Origin of the sequence: Mesorhizobium sp. M6A.T.Cr.TU.014.01.1.1, from assembly GCF_004022765.1 — a bacterium.
GTDB classification, from domain to species: domain Bacteria; phylum Pseudomonadota; class Alphaproteobacteria; order Rhizobiales; family Rhizobiaceae; genus Mesorhizobium; species Mesorhizobium mediterraneum.
This window is the reverse complement of record NZ_RZPG01000007.1, coordinates 145,314-159,245: the sequence shown is the minus strand read 5'-3', so window position 1 is coordinate 159,245 and position 13,932 is coordinate 145,314. Positions and strand designations below refer to the sequence as shown.

Genomic DNA, 13,932 nt, shown 5'->3' with positions numbered 1-13,932 from the left:
ATGGCTGTCACGCTAAAACTGATACGCGGGCCGTGAGCACTTTTAATCGGCGCTGGTGGCTCTATGCAGCGGCTGACGTGGCCCACAGTATGTCGTTGAAACGTCACCTGTGCCGACCCATATACCGATTGCGTCGGATGTTTTCCTCCCATTGCATCCGGCGCGTTCCCCTCTGGAGGTTTTGAACCTTCATGCTTGGCCGGACTTTTGCAGTCCGGCCTTTTTTCTATTGGTCCTGTGAAGCCAGCGCGCACGGGCGCCCAATCAGCATAATGAGCCCGAAGAGCGAGAAAATGGCCGGGCCATTTTCGTCACACTCGACAGCGACCTAGCCGTAGGTACGGCAACGGCAGCTGCCATTCTGTCAGGAAATCCACTAGGCTCGTCTGGTTTGCGAGACGGCGAGAGATGCCCGACCTGAAACAAATGCCCGATATGAAACAGATGAGATTGCTCGGCATCGTATCTGCGACGGCGATCGGTCTGTATGTCTGCTATCTCTTGGCGTTGCCTTTTTTGCCCGCATTGACCTGGGCGCTGGTGTTGGCAATCATTCTGTATCCGGCCCATCGGCGGGTCGAGGAAAGGCTCAGGAATCGAAACCTGGCTGCACTGATATCGGTGAGCGTCGCGGCGATTGCCGTCGGCCTGCCGCTCATCTTCGTGGCACAGCAGCTTGTTCGCGAGGCGGTAAACGGCGCTACCTATCTGGAGGAGGTCATCCGGGGTTGGAACGCAGACGGCTTCATGTCGAACTATCCCAGGCTTTCGGCCGTTGCCCAGTGGATCGAGAACCAAGTCGATCCGGCCGGTACGGTCGCCGCATTTGTACAATGGCTGACGGGACAAAGCACATCGCTTTTGCGCGGCTCGATCAATCAGGCCGTGATGTTCGTGCTGACATTCTATCTGCTGTTCTATTTCCTGCGGGACCGCGAACCCGCTCTACAGGGGATCGAGGGTCTCTCGCCCCTGCGTGCACCGGAGACGGCATACATACTGTCCCGCCTTGCCGAGACGGTACATGCGATCCTGATAGGCACCGTGTTTGTCGCCGCTGTGCAGGGAACGCTGGGCGGCCTGATGTTCTGGTGGCTGGGCCTGCCAACTCCGGTCTTCTGGGGTCTGGTAATGGGACTTCTTGCCATCGTGCCAGTGCTCGGCGCATTCGTGATCTGGGTGCCGGCAGCGATCTATCTCGCGCTGGAAGGGGCTTGGGCGAGCGCGGCGATACTGACCATCTGGGGCGGCGTCATCGTCGCCGGCATCGACAATCTGCTCTATCCGATGCTTGTCGGGAGCCGGCTGCGGCTCCACACGGTGGTGGCCTTTATCGGCGCGGTCGGTGGCATCGTTCTCTTTGGAGCATCCGGGCTCGTCCTTGGCCCTGCGGTGATCGCGGTCACCATCAGCCTCATTGACATCCTCAAGAAACGATTGAACGACCAACCCGAGGCGGAACCGGCGTCAAAGCGCGACACGAAGCCATCACGTCAGTCCGGAGCCGCGCCTAGTCGTGAGTAGGCACCGCCGCGCGCGACCAGTTCATCATGGGGACCTTGTTCGACGATGCCCGTTTCGGCGACCACGACGATGCGATCGGCATTGCGGATCGTCGCCAGCCGGTGCGCGATCACCAAGGTGGTCCGGCCCTGCGCAAGTTCTGCCAGCGACTGCTGGATCTCCCGCTCGGTCTGCGTGTCGAGTGCCGACGTCGCCTCGTCCAGGATGAGGATTGTCGGGTTCTTCAGGAACATACGCGCGATTGCCAGGCGCTGCTTCTGACCACCCGACAGTTTTACGCCACGCTCGCCAATGATCGTATCGAGGCCTTCCGGCAGGGAAGCGATGAGTTCGTGGAGGCGCGCGCGGCGCGCGGCCTCGACGATCTCGCTTTCGACCGCGTCCAGCCGGCCATAGGCGATGTTCTCGCGGATCGTGCCGCCAAACAGGAACACGTCCTGCTGCACGATGCCGATCTGGCCGCGCAACGAGGCCAGCGTCATGTCGCGGATATCCAAACCGTCGATTGTGATGGCGCCGCTGTCGACCTCGTAAAAACGCGGCAGTAGTGAGCACAGGGTCGTCTTGCCGGCGCCTGACGGCCCGACGAAGGCGATGGTCTGTCCTGCTGTTATGTCAAGATCGACGTTCTTCAAAACCGGCCGTTCGCCGCTATAGCCGAAGGTGACATCCCGGTAGCTGATGTCACCTTTGAGCGTCGGTGCATCAACTGCGCCAGGCCGATCCGCAATGTCAGGCTCAGTATCGAGGAGAGCCGCATAGCGGCGAAATCCGGCGATGCCTTTCGGATAGGTTTCGATCACCGAATTGATCTTGTCGATCGGCCGGAAGAACACATTGACCAGGAGCAGGAAGCCAACGAAGCCGCCACTGGAAAGTTCGCCACGCAGCACGAGGTAGCTTCCGGCGATCATTACCACCAGTTGGATCAACCGCATGCTCATGTAGCTCAGCGACGTGCTGGCGGCCATGATGCGATAAGCATCGAGCTTGGTCTTGCGGTAGCTGGCGTTGTCGCGCGCGAAAAGATTGCGTTCGTGGTCCTCATTGGCGAACGCCTGCACCACCCGCATGCCGCCGACATTCTCCTCGATGCGAACATTGAAATCGCCGACCCGCCCGTAAAGCGCCTGCCAGTTGCGCGTCATGCGCGCGCCATAGCGGCTTGTCACCCAGGCGACCAGCGGCACAATTGCCGCTGTGATCAATGCAAGCTGCGGATTGACCAGGAACATCAGTGCGAAGGCGCCGAGGAAGGTCATGATCGCGATGAACAGGTCTTCGGGACCATGATGGGCGACCTCGCCGATTTCCTCCAGGTCCTTGGTGACGCGGGCGATGAGGTGGCCGGTCTTGTGGTTGTCATAGAAGCGGAACGAGAGCTTCTGCAGGTGATCGAAGCTCTTCCGACGCATCTCGGTCTCGATGTTGATGCCGAGCATATGACCCCAGTAAACCACGACCGCCATCAGTCCGGTGTTCAGCACATAGATGGCAAGCAGGCCGGCCGACGCAGCAAGGATCAGCAGCAATTGCTGCGTCGGCAGCAGGTCGTCCACGAACACCTTGACTGCCATCGGGAACCCAAGTTCCAGCATGCCAGACAGAACCGCACAGCAGAAATCCAGGATGAACAGACCCTTCCAGGGGCGGTAGTAGGAGAAAAATCTACGAAGCATTGGGACGCTTTTTCTGTTCGAAGGTCTGGATTGCCAGGAGCATGCCTGTGCGAGGGTGTCAATTCCGGCATGCTCGAAAGGGCGGGACGGTGATGACCTGTCCGCGCAGCAAAGCAGCGCCTGGCGGCTTACGGCGCTCTGATCGGACGAACGGGATTGGATCTGGACTCTGGACCCTAAAGCGTCGGAAGACCGTATCGCTGGCGAAGAGTGCGCCCGGCGCCGAAAACATCCGAACGCTCCAGCAAAGGCATTACCTCGTCGACGAAGCTTTGCAGGTCGGCGGGCATGACGGGCGCCATGACATTGAAGCCGTCGGCCGCTCGGCCCGCGAACCATTGCTGCATCGTGTCGGCGATGTCGCGGCCATTTCCGACGGCGAGCAGATGACCGCGGCCAGCTGCGAGGCGCATGAGCAACTGGCCTAGTGTCAGCCTGTCCCGCCTTGCGATTCCGACCAGCACGCCGACCCGGCTCTGGCTGGACTGGTTCGGCCGCGCGCTCGACAGGGGCGGTAGCGGCGCGTCGAGCTCGGCATCGGCTAGATCCTCGCCGAGGAATTCGCCGAGCTTGGCAAGGACATGGTCGGTCACGGTAAAGCCATTCAGCGCGGCCAGCCGCTCTTCGGCTGCTTGCCTGGTATGAGCGACGATCGGAACGATTCCCGGAAAGACCAGGACCGTGTCTGGATCGCGCCCGACGGCGGCCGCTCGTGATTTGATGTCGCGATAGAAGTCCTGCGCTTCCGTCAGCGTCGCCTGGACGGTGAACACGATGTCGGCGTAACGGGCGGCGAAGGCGCGGCCAGCTTCCGACGAGCCGGCCTGCGCCAGGAGCGGCCGACCTTGGGGCGATCGCGGCACGTTGAGCGGGCCCGCGGTGCGCACGAACGGACCGGCGTGATCGACGGGCCGGACCTTGTCAGGATCGAAGTATCGCCCGGCGGCCTTGTCCGGCGTCCGCGCATCGGGAGCCCAACTTTGCCAGAGCGCTATGGCTGCGTCGACCACGTCGGCTGCGCGGGCATAGCGCTCGTCATGCTCCGGCATGGCGTCCAGTCCGAAGTTACGGGCCTCGAGCACGTTGGACGAGGTGACGATGTTCCAGCCCACACGGCCTTTGCTGATGTGGTCGAGAGAGGCGAAGCGCCGGGCGAGGTGGAAAGGGTGATCGAAGCTGGTCGATGCAGTCCCGATCAGTCCGATCCTGCTGGTGACGGCAGCGATCGCCGATAGGATCAGCAGCGGATCCATCGCGTCGGAAAGATGCCGATCGGCACCACCCTGCAAGGCCAGCACATCGCCGAGGAACAGAGCGTCGAAATCGGCAGCCTCCGCGCGCCGGGCGATATCGACCCAGTAGGCCAGGCTGGTCGAGGCAAGCGGGTCGCTTTCGGGCATACGCCAACCGGCCTCGTGACTGCCGAGGCCGAAGATCACGGCATTGAGATGCATGCGCCGCGGCGGGCTCATTTTTGGTCGGCCAGATAGGCGTTGCTGTAAGAGGCCGCGAAATCGGGTCGTTCGCTGACCGGGTTTCCATCGCCGTCGCGCAGGATTTCGGCCTTGAACAGGTAGTCGCCGATAGCCTCCATCTTTGCGGGATCGATCGTGCCGATCGCCCCGGCGGGGCTTTGTAGATAGTGGCCGTCGACCAGCGCCTTCAGTGATGCCTCGATCAACGGACGGTTGGTCAGCACGTCGCTGTTTGCTCCGATCAGCATGTCAGCCGCTTCTTTCGGATGTTCGACGGCGAACGCGTAGCCGCGCCTAGTCGCGGCGATGAACGCGGTTGCCGTGTCCTTGTTTTTCTCGAGGTAGGCGCGGCTCGAGCCAATGAAATTGGTGTGTTGGTCGGGCACGCCGAAATCCGCGTAGCGGAAGGCGCGCTGGGCCTTGCCGTCAAGCTCCGCTTTGATCCCCTCCCAAGTGTAGACTTCGAGCGTAAAATCGACTGCGCCATTGGCCAAGGCCTCATAGGCAGAGGTGCCCAGCGTCACCGTTTCGAATTTGCCCTCGCCTCCGTCATGACGGATGATGGTGCCGATCAGCGCATTCTCCCAGGCGCTGCCGAAACCGCCATAGGTCAGTCCGTCCAGGTCCCTGGGGGATTGTATATCGGTGCGGTCCGCATTGAAGGCCAGCCTGCCGGTTTCCGTCTGCATGATGGCGTAGGTGGCGACGAGGTCGGCGCCGGCCGTGCGTTGGGTGAACAATCCTATGGATCCCAGTATACCGAAATCGGCCACGCGGTTGGCGATCAGCGTACCGGCCGCAGTGTCGGTGTAGGGCAGGATCTGCACGTCGAGCCCGGCCTCAGTGTAGAAGCCTTTCGCCCGGGCGACATAGAGCCCGACATGGTTTGTGTTCGGCGTCCAGTCGAGAGCGACGGTGACAGTCTGCTGGGCGAAGACGGGCGTGACGGGTCCGAGCCCGGCGATCAATGCGGCAGCGATGAAGAGGCGTCTGGAAAGCATGGTCATATCCTTTGGGCGAGCTGTGGATCGAGAAGGGTATCGAGGATGTCGGCTTCGATGGCGGTGGCTTCCGGAGAGGCAAGATCTTTGCGCGGGCGCGGAAGAGGAATGGCGATTTCGCGCAGCACGCGGGCAGGGCGGCCGCTCAGCACATAGATGCGATCGGACAGGAAGACCGCCTCGCGGATATCGTGGGTGATCAGCAGGACGGTCCAGCGATGTCGGTCCCACATCGTCTGAAGCCAGCGCTGCATGCCGGTGCGCGTGAGGGCGTCGAGTGCGCCGAACGGTTCGTCGAGCAACAGCATGGCACGGTCCTGCACGACGGTACGCAACAGCGCTGCGCGCTGGCGCATTCCGCCCGAGAGCTGCGCCGGATACTTTTGCTCGAAGCCCGCAAGGCCGAATTCGCCGAAGAGCGGCGACACCTTGTCGCGCGCCGCCTTGCGGGACATGCCCTGCACTTCAAGACCGAGCGCGGTGTTGTCGATAACCGTGCGCCAAGGCATCAGGGCATCGCGCTGCGGCATGAAGGCAAACGGTCGTCGCGCTTCGGCCAGTGGCCGGCCGTCGAAGTCGACATCGCCACCGTAGTCATCGAGATCGCCCGTCAGCAACCTGAAGATCGTGGATTTGCCGGCTCCGGAGGGGCCGAGGATTGAAACGAATTCGCCCGGCTCGACGTGCAGGGTGATGCCGGCAAGCACGTCGATATCGCCAAGACTCTTGCTGACTTGGCGCAGTTCCAGCCGCCTGCTCATGGTTTTCGTGCGGCATCGAGCCGCTCCCATGGCATGGCGGCGCGCTGGATCAGCACCGTGGCGGCAAACAGGGCCAGCGTGAGCAACGCGCTGACCAGCACGGCCGCGAGCACGAGATCGGGCCGGAAATTGTTCTTGGCGTTGAGCATGTAGATGCCGAGCCCTTTGGCCGCGCCGGCATATTCCGCGAAGATGGCGCCGACCACGGCATAGGTGATCGAGATGCGCAGCCCGGCGAAGAAATAGGGCAGCGAGGAGGGCAGGCGGGCCAGCAGGAAAATGCGCATGCGGGAAGCGCCCATCGAACTCAGAAGCGCCGAGATGTCCCGATCCGTCGATTCATAACCCTGCACCAGCGCGACCAGCATGGGAAAGAAAGTCACGAGCGCGACCAGCATGATCTTCGGCGTCAGCCCGAAGCCGAACCAGAGAACGACCAGCGGGGCGATCGCCACCAGCGGCAGGGTCTGACTGATAATGAATACCGGGAACAGGGCGCGGCGCAGCGGCTTGAAGAAGTCGATCAGCACCGAAAGGATGAAGGCAACGGCCAGCGAGCAGGCGAAACCCGCCAATGTGGCGCTGATGGTCGGCACGGTGTTGTCGAACAGCGCCTGGCGCTGCTGGATGGCTTGGGCGAGGACTCGTGACGGCGCCGGCAGCGTGGTGGGCGAGATGCCCGAGATGCGCGCATAGAGCTCCCAAGCCAAAACCAGCGTGCCGGCCGACAGCAAGGCCGGTCCGACCTTGGCGAACAAGGCTGCGATTCGCGGCGCAGCGGAGAAAGACTGGGACATGCGAGACCTCCGGCGCGAAAGATCAGCGCGGGGTCGGGCCGTTGGCCGCGACCGTGAGGTCGATCGTGATATGGTCCTCGGGCGGGCCCACGAAATCGCCGGACATCGGAAAAAGAAAAATCTGTGCGCCAGAAAACATCGCCCGCCTCGCTCCGCTGGTATTATCCAGATCAGCTCTAGGGTTTACGGGCTTGCAGCCCATCTCTCAGCCCCGACGATACGGAGCACCCCTGTGGATGGCGGCAATTAAACAGATAAAGGGTGGAGCTGCAAGTATGCGTCACGACCCGTGAAACCCTAGGTCAGAGGCGGCTGCCTCAGCAGTGGTCGCTCAGGTCGTCTCGCTACCGGATGGCATCATCAAAGATAGCATCGCTTGAGCGATTGGCGTGGTCTTTCGAGGACGGTAGATTAATGCGCGGCTTCAACTTAAGAGGGTGCTAAACTTGGCATCCTGTTCGAGATCGCTCTCAATATTTTGAGAGTCTACATGACTTTGAAGATATGAGGAAAGGCGTCGGTCGAGCGCACAGTTTCCCGTTCGTCGTCACCATTATCGATGCCAGGCGTTTAGTGAATTGTGGAAGCATGAAGACGCAATTGCACATGTTGCACGCGGCGGGTTCCTCTTCGCCAATTACGACCCGCGCTTTTATCGGAGAGCCAAATGCAAGAATTTCTTCTTTTTGCGTTCGTGGGGTTTGTAGCTCAAGCCGTGGACGGGGCTCTCGGCATGGCCTACGGCGTTGTTTCCTCGACAACACTACTGGGGTTTGGCGTGTCTCCTGCACACGCTTCGGCTTCAGTTCACGCTGCTGAGCTGTTTACCACTGCGGCCTCAGGTTCGGCTCACCTCTATCACCGCAACATTGACTGGAAGCTTTTCTGGCGGCTGATGCCATTTGGCGTGCTCGGCGGAGTTCTCGGCGCTTTTGTGCTCACCTCGTTCGAGGGAGCCATCATGAAGCCATATGTGACCACATACCTTGCGCTGGTCGGAGCTTGGCTCCTGTTCCGTTCATTCCGGCGGATCCCAAGCAATCCGGTCCCTGCAGGCGTGGTACCTCCCCTTGGGCTTGGTGGTGGATTTCTCGATGCCGCAGGGGGTGGCGGATGGGGACCAATCGTAACGACCGGCCTTCTCGGTTTTGGCGGGACGCCCCGCTACGTTATTGGCACGGTAAATGCCAGCGAGTTCCTTATCACATTCTCGGTGTCTCTGACCTTCTTGTTTGCGTTGCTAACGGGCCATTGGCAGGAGGCAGGAGAGCTAACCGAAAATCTGCTCTCCGTTGCCGGTTTGATCCTTGGCGGCGTGGTCGCAGCGCCGATGGCCGGATTGGTCGTGAAGTCAATCGCAGAAAAGACGCTCCTTAGGCTCGTTGGTATTCTCATCATACTGCTGGCAGGTTGGCAAACCGCGGAACTCTTCGAATTGGTGTAAACCAACGTCGTGACACTCATGACACGGAGATACTATCGAGTTCCACGCATCGCCCCGCTTCTCTAGCGGGCGCGCCGGAGACAAAACTCCATTCTCAAATGGAACGAAGAGGCCCCGTTGTTGTTTGGGGTCCTTGTAAACCGGAGGCCAACTGATGAATAATTTGCTTGCAACAACAGGATTGGCGCTGGCGGTCGCGATGCCTGCAGCGGCTCAGGACACCGCGACCGCGAAAGCCGAATTCGTCAACATGGCTGGCGAGAAGAATGGAACGGCCACGCTGACCGAGACGGCGCAGGGTGTGCTGATAGCGTTGGAGGTAACAGGACTGCCGGCGGGTGAATGGGTCGCGTTCCATGTTCATGAAACCGGAAAGTGCGACCATCAGACCGGCCATGACTCGGCAGGTGGGCACTTCAATCCGACGAATGCCGAACATGGATATCTCACTGGAAAAGGCCCGCACGCGGGCGACATGCCAAATCAGCGGGTCGGCGCCGACGGCGTTTTGCGTGCCCAGGCTTTCAACAGCATGGTCAAACTGGATGGTGGGGAAACGGCGATACGAGGCAAGGCATTGATGGTCCACGGCGGACAGGACGACTACAAAAGCCAGCCTGCCGGCGATGCCGGAAATCGTCAGGCCTGCGCCGTGATCGAGTGAGAAACCCCACGATGGGTAGCGGCCTGTCCGACATATGATCTGACCGGCGCTTCAACTCGGCGGCCAGGTAGTGTCGGAGCCTCTGGCATGAGGATAAGCCAGACGGTAAGCTCGTATCTGCAGAGGAATTGACGACGCAGCCATTGCGCCAAAGTTGGCTTCACTTTGCGACTGCCGGATGATTGCATGAACGATACTTCTCCTATGGGTGTGCCCGCCACGGGTCTTGCCCAGTCAGCCATTTCCGCCCGCGGCCTGGTCAAACGTTCGGCAAGCTGCGCGCCGTCGATCGTATCGATCTCGATGTGCCGCGCGGCATGATTTTCGCCATCCTGGGCCCGAACGGTGCCGATCACCGCACCGGTTTTCGTGGCACCGGGTAAGATAATCGCGGCGCTGAACATCGCTGCCCCGGAAAACCGGGTGCCGGAAGAGCGCATAGGCGAACTGGGCGACATGGTGGCGCGGGCCGCCCATCGGATTTCCGCCGCCCTTGGCTTTCGCTCGCCGGCTGCCAATGAGATAGCGAGTTGAACTGGTGCCAAACATCACGCGACCTCCTCGGCAGATTGCGACGAGGGGTGTATCTCCGGAACGGTGAAAACCGGCACCTCGCCCTTGAAGCCTTGGAGTTCGAACGCACCCGCCTGCACAACCGGCATTGATGCTCCCTGCGCAAATCCGGGACCAAGCACCAGAGGAATCCTCAGCTTTTTGGTCGTTGACTCGAGCCGTGCCGCGCGGTTCACCGGCGAGCCGATCGCGGTGTAGTCGAAGCGCCGTTCGGAGCCGAAATTCCCTACGGAGCAGACGCCAGTCTCGATGGCGACGCCGATTTCGATAGGGGGGTGCCCGCGCGCGGTGAACGTGGCGTTTTCGCGCTCCACCCGTTCGATCAGGGCAAGCCCCGCCTCGAGCGCGCGCTCGCGATGATCTGGCTGATCAAGCGGCGCGTTCCAGAAAGCTAGCACGGCATCGCCCATGAACTTATCGATGGTCCCGTCGCGCTTGAGTATCTCATCGGTCGCAAGGCCGAGAAAGTGATTGACCACCTTTCCGATTTCTTGGGCACCGAGTTGTTCGCTCATCGTCGTGAAGCCGCGTATGTCACTCAGCAGGATTGTGATCTCGCGCTTCTCTCCGGACAGGATCGCTTCGGTATCCGAATTTGCGAGGCGCTGCACCACGGAGGGCGACAGATATTGGGAGAACTGCCGTGCCAGGGTGGACCGACGCTGCTCGCTGCGCCTGTAGAGGACATATCCTTCGAAGCCAGCTACAAGCATGGTCGCAAGCGCCGGCTGCAGTGGGTCATAGAGCGCACCCTGCAGGCTGTATTCGAGAGCGCCGAACGCGAAGGGCGTGGCAGCCAGGAGCGCCAGAGCGAGGGCGCCAAGCAAGACACGCTGGGCGAGAACTCCCGAAAGTCCGATGAAAACGATGCCACTGAGCACCAACCACAGCCGCTCCAGCGTACGCGCTTGCGTTGGCTCTACAAGATAGCGCCCGGCAAGCATCTGGCCGATTGCATCAGCGTGGATGTCCACGCCTGGTCGCGCCGGACGCGTCGGGGTGGGCAGATACTGGGTCAGTCCCACGGCCGACAGATCAACAATAGCGATGGCGTTCCGCAGCAGCGGATCGCCGCGGCCCGAAAGAATATCACTGGCAGATATGCGCGGCGTATTGGTGTCGCTTTCCCAGAGGCGGATGCTGCCCTGCGGCTCGAGTGGCACAATGGTGCCGGCTATCCTGAGTGCGTCAAACCCGGCGGCATTCATCCTGGCCACGTAGCCGTTCTCTCCGGCGTAGAGGCGCAGGAGTTCGAGCGCGAAGGACGGCCAGAGCTGCACGCCTTGAGCCGTATTTCGGAGCCAGAGCAGCGGCACATGGCGTAATACGCCGTCGGGATCGGGCAAAGTGCGAATTACGCCGAGGCCTGCAGCGGCGCTCGAGAAATCCGCAAGCGAGCCTGTCAGACCGGTGAAGCCAGGAAGCGTCTCGGGTACTTGCCCGACGATCGACCAGCCGGCTTTGGGCTCTGTTTCTGAAACCGTCGCCTCATTGCCCAGACTGACGGCGAGCGCCGTTCGATGTTTCGCCAGTGCGCTCGCGAGGCGCTTGTCTCCGGCGATGCCATCAGGAGAGATGTCAGCCTCGGGCAGCACCAGCGCAAGCCCGATCACCGCGGCACCAGACTCGGCGACACCATCGACCAGATCGGCCAAAAGGCCACGGTTCCAAGGCCATCGCCCATATGCCTTAAGGCTCGCGTCATCTATCGAGACTATGACAACAGGATTGCTCGTCGCCTCGCGCGGGGCGAGGAACTGGTAGAAGTCGTACGTACGCTCGCGGAGGCGCGACAGCGGCCCGTCGAAAGCCAAATGGCAAGCGACCAGCAAGAGCACGACCGCAAGGCCGGATATTTTGCGCCTGGCAGCTTGCCGCCAATCGAACAAGGGGCTCATGCCGGTCGGACGGGTCTACCTACAGTCTGGATAGCAGCAACCCTCACCCTCACACCCACCGTTATCCACGCCGCCGCCCACAGGTGGCGTTAGGCTGTCGGGGAACTCCATGACCACTCCTGGCAATGCCCCGTCGGTGGAGTCGCAGATTTTGAGCGAGCCGCCGAGTGCCGACGCACAAATCGCGCTTACGTCCAATCCCGGACCCGGTGCCCCTGGCAGGCCCGTGCCGGCTATCCGGTCGATGCTGTCCAATATCGGGAAGGTGTCGATTCCCCCGTAGCCGGTCAGCAGCTTGCCATTTTCTGACGTGCAGGCGAAGCCCGGGTTTGTGATGACCAGCCGTTTGCCATTCATCGTGCAGGTCATGCGGCCGGCGCGCAGTATGCCGACGGTCTGGCCAGCTGCCACCAGCACTTCGATGATGCCGCCTCTGGCCCCGAGCACCATGTGCGGCGTCGCAACCTGCATGACGCCGCCTTTCGAAACCTGGCCGCCATAAAAACGAGCGAGGCCGCTGTTCATCCCGATGTCGATCTTTCCAGATCCCGAGCCCGGATTGTATACGAATTCATCGATCGTCAGGCTAGTGTTCGGACCAATCTTGGCGCTCGACTCGTCCCGGAACACCAGCATTCCAAGACCAGTGGGATTGCTGCGCAGCTGGTCGCCGAGTTCGACGCCGGCGCCGACGTTCATTGTCCCGCCGTTGTTGCGGACGATGTTGGTCTGGTAGGCCGTCATCGACCCCACCGTTTCAGCAGCGGACGGTGCCGCGAAGGCAAGGCAGGCGACAAAAATGGCGATCTGACGATTCAGGGTCCTCATCGCAGCCTCTTTCAATTGAGCGTCAACGTGTAGCTCATCAGCATTTCGAACGATTTTCGGTCGCGGCTGGCGAGATCGAAGTTGGTTTCGCGATAGGCGAGATCGACGCTGATCTTCTGCGACTCCGTCAGCTGAAAATCGCTTTCCGAGGCAATGCGCCAGAAGTCGCTCTTGATATTTGTGCCAATGCCGATGGACAGATCGGGAGTGTCGCTATGGCCGGCCGAGAAGGCGACCTGGTGCGACCATGCGAAAAGATCCGGTACGTTCATCAACAGGCCGCCATAGCGGACCTCGCCCATGTAGCTGCGGCCGATTTCGCCGGATCCGGAGGCAAAGTCATTCGAGCCGACAAAGCGCAGTCCGAGCGCCTGGCCGTTGCGGAAGCGGTAGCTGCCGCCTGCCTCATAAAAAACCCTGCTATCGGCGAAAATGCCTTGCGAGGCGCTTAGATCGATGTAGCCGCCGCCGGCGAAAAGGGTCGTCTCGACCGTCGGGCGCACCAGGAAGCGTCCGCTGAGGCCGATGCCGGTTTCGTGGACATCGCTGTCGAAGCGATCCGTAACGGTGAACGCGGAAAGCAGCAGGCGCAGCGAATCGATCCCACTGTTGGGCAACCCCTTGTCCCAGGTGATCGCGGCGTTGCCGTGGATGAAAGTCTCCTTGCTACCCGGAACCGACAGGTCTGGCGTGAAAAAACGCTCTGTCGCCGTCAGCGCCCCCGAAAGGACGAGAGCGTCGGCACTTGGCGTGCCGAGGTCCCACCGGACAAAGCCTTCCGCCCGTCCGTAGGGCGAGACGAAGCTATTGTCGTCCTGAGCCCCGCCGGGCTCAAAATCGGTGAATGCGCTGAACGCGCCGCCGGTCAGAGCGAGTTCCCAGGTGATGCCACGCAACGCGCGCTCGATGCGGGCGAGCAGGCGAACGGCTTCCTGCTCCTCAGCTGTCGACAGGTCGCCGACTTCGATGCCGTACTGCACCTGCCGCCGGGCCAATTCGTAGGAGCCGACATGATAGTACAACCGGCTGGCCGCCAGCCGGGCGCGCGCATCGCGGGGATATTTGATGAGATACTGCTCGATCGACGAGATCGCCTGATCGTACTGCCCTGCGTTGACGGCAACTGTGACGAATTGAGCTAGCGTTCCGTTGTCGGTCGGATTGGCGATGCGGGCCGAAAACGCATCGTCATAGGCCGGATAGAGACCTTGTGCGCGGGCCGGCGATATGCCGGCACAGAGCAGTGCCGCGGCGAAGCCGAAGATCATTGAAAACGAGGAATGCATGC

Annotated in this window: 12 protein-coding genes and 1 riboswitch; of the genes, 3 read left to right on the top strand and 9 right to left on the bottom strand. The window is 61.3% G+C overall.

Features of this window, described 5'->3' with window-relative positions:
* The first annotated feature begins 435 nt into the window (after nucleotides 1-435).
* Nucleotides 436-1,524, top strand: coding sequence for an AI-2E family transporter (locus tag EN885_RS10440; protein WP_245493048.1), 1,089 nt, complete (start codon nucleotides 436-438; stop codon nucleotides 1,522-1,524).
* Here the strand turns inward: EN885_RS10440 and EN885_RS10435 are convergent.
* The 5 genes from EN885_RS10435 to EN885_RS10415 form a co-directional block, all read right to left on the bottom strand.
* On the bottom strand, nucleotides 1,494-3,203 hold the full coding sequence (locus EN885_RS10435) for an ABC transporter ATP-binding protein (RefSeq protein ID WP_128241850.1): 1,710 nt from the start codon (nucleotides 3,201-3,203) through the stop codon (nucleotides 1,494-1,496). The two genes, EN885_RS10440 and EN885_RS10435, sit on opposite strands and share 31 nt — an antisense overlap.
* Before the next feature lie 176 nt (nucleotides 3,204-3,379).
* Nucleotides 3,380-4,675 carry an LLM class flavin-dependent oxidoreductase gene (locus EN885_RS10430; protein WP_128241851.1) on the bottom strand — a complete coding sequence of 432 codons (1,296 nt, stop codon included), beginning with the start codon at nucleotides 4,673-4,675 and terminating at the stop codon, nucleotides 3,380-3,382.
* Nucleotides 4,672-5,685, bottom strand: a complete 1,014-nt coding sequence (locus tag EN885_RS10425) for an ABC transporter substrate-binding protein (RefSeq protein WP_128241852.1) — start codon at nucleotides 5,683-5,685, stop codon at nucleotides 4,672-4,674. Before EN885_RS10425 ends, EN885_RS10430 begins: the two co-directional genes overlap by 4 nt.
* Nucleotides 5,682-6,440, bottom strand: coding sequence for an ABC transporter ATP-binding protein (locus EN885_RS10420; RefSeq protein WP_128241853.1), 759 nt, complete (start codon nucleotides 6,438-6,440; stop codon nucleotides 5,682-5,684). Before EN885_RS10420 ends, EN885_RS10425 begins: the two co-directional genes overlap by 4 nt.
* The gene (locus tag EN885_RS10415; RefSeq protein WP_164897817.1) at nucleotides 6,437-7,237 is read right to left on the bottom strand and encodes an ABC transporter permease; all 801 of its coding nucleotides are present in this window, start codon (nucleotides 7,235-7,237) and stop codon (nucleotides 6,437-6,439) included. Before EN885_RS10415 ends, EN885_RS10420 begins: the two co-directional genes overlap by 4 nt.
* A gap of 129 nt (nucleotides 7,238-7,366) precedes the next feature.
* A riboswitch (TPP riboswitch) is annotated at nucleotides 7,367-7,479 on the bottom strand.
* Between the two features lie 425 nt (nucleotides 7,480-7,904).
* On the opposite strand from EN885_RS10415, the gene EN885_RS10410 reads away from it, so the two are divergent.
* Together EN885_RS10410 and EN885_RS10405 are read left to right on the top strand one after the other, a co-directional pair.
* On the top strand, nucleotides 7,905-8,681 hold the full coding sequence (locus tag EN885_RS10410; protein ID WP_128241854.1) for a sulfite exporter TauE/SafE family protein: 777 nt from the start codon (nucleotides 7,905-7,907) through the stop codon (nucleotides 8,679-8,681).
* A 154-nt stretch (nucleotides 8,682-8,835) separates the two neighbouring features.
* Nucleotides 8,836-9,345, top strand: a complete 510-nt coding sequence (locus tag EN885_RS10405) for a superoxide dismutase family protein (RefSeq protein WP_128241855.1) — start codon at nucleotides 8,836-8,838, stop codon at nucleotides 9,343-9,345.
* Here EN885_RS10405 and EN885_RS33520 read toward each other — a convergent pair.
* The 4 genes from EN885_RS33520 to EN885_RS10380 all read right to left on the bottom strand — a co-directional run bounded on the left by EN885_RS33520 (nucleotide 9,321) and on the right by EN885_RS10380 (nucleotide 13,930).
* Nucleotides 9,321-9,749 carry a hypothetical protein gene (locus tag EN885_RS33520; protein ID WP_164897813.1) on the bottom strand — a complete coding sequence of 143 codons (429 nt, stop codon included), beginning with the start codon at nucleotides 9,747-9,749 and terminating at the stop codon, nucleotides 9,321-9,323. The genes EN885_RS10405 and EN885_RS33520 overlap by 25 nt on opposite strands.
* 144 nt (nucleotides 9,750-9,893) lie before the next feature.
* The gene (locus tag EN885_RS10390) at nucleotides 9,894-11,807 is read right to left on the bottom strand and encodes an adenylate/guanylate cyclase domain-containing protein (RefSeq protein ID WP_164897816.1); all 1,914 of its coding nucleotides are present in this window, start codon (nucleotides 11,805-11,807) and stop codon (nucleotides 9,894-9,896) included.
* A gap of 24 nt (nucleotides 11,808-11,831) precedes the next feature.
* A complete protein-coding gene (locus tag EN885_RS10385) occupies nucleotides 11,832-12,659 on the bottom strand; it encodes a FecR domain-containing protein (protein WP_128241858.1) in 828 nt (275 codons plus the stop codon).
* Nucleotides 12,656-13,930, bottom strand: coding sequence for a tetratricopeptide repeat protein (locus tag EN885_RS10380; RefSeq protein WP_128241859.1), 1,275 nt, complete (start codon nucleotides 13,928-13,930; stop codon nucleotides 12,656-12,658). The genes EN885_RS10385 and EN885_RS10380 overlap by 4 nt, the downstream gene beginning before the upstream one ends.
* Between the last annotated feature and the right edge of the window lie 2 nt (nucleotides 13,931-13,932).

Bases quoted from the DNA above. Each gene is read 5' to 3' on its own strand.
- EN885_RS10435 (WP_128241850.1), bottom strand. From the start codon at position 3,203: ATGCTTCGTAGATTTTTCTCCTACTACCGCCCCTGGAAGGGTCTGTTC.
- EN885_RS33520 (WP_164897813.1), bottom strand. From the start codon at position 9,749: ATGTTCAGCGCCGCGATTATCTTACCCGGTGCCACGAAAACCGGTGCG.
- EN885_RS10380 (WP_128241859.1), bottom strand. From the start codon at position 13,930: ATGCATTCCTCGTTTTCAATGATCTTCGGCTTCGCCGCGGCACTGCTC.
- EN885_RS10430 (WP_128241851.1), bottom strand. From the start codon at position 4,675: ATGAGCCCGCCGCGGCGCATGCATCTCAATGCCGTGATCTTCGGCCTC.
- EN885_RS10405 (WP_128241855.1), top strand. From the start codon at position 8,836: ATGAATAATTTGCTTGCAACAACAGGATTGGCGCTGGCGGTCGCGATG.
- EN885_RS10420 (WP_128241853.1), bottom strand. From the start codon at position 6,440: ATGAGCAGGCGGCTGGAACTGCGCCAAGTCAGCAAGAGTCTTGGCGAT.
- EN885_RS10410 (WP_128241854.1), top strand. From the start codon at position 7,905: ATGCAAGAATTTCTTCTTTTTGCGTTCGTGGGGTTTGTAGCTCAAGCC.
- EN885_RS10440 (WP_245493048.1), top strand. From the start codon at position 436: ATGAAACAGATGAGATTGCTCGGCATCGTATCTGCGACGGCGATCGGT.
- EN885_RS10425 (WP_128241852.1), bottom strand. From the start codon at position 5,685: ATGACCATGCTTTCCAGACGCCTCTTCATCGCTGCCGCATTGATCGCC.
- EN885_RS10415 (WP_164897817.1), bottom strand. From the start codon at position 7,237: ATGTCCCAGTCTTTCTCCGCTGCGCCGCGAATCGCAGCCTTGTTCGCC.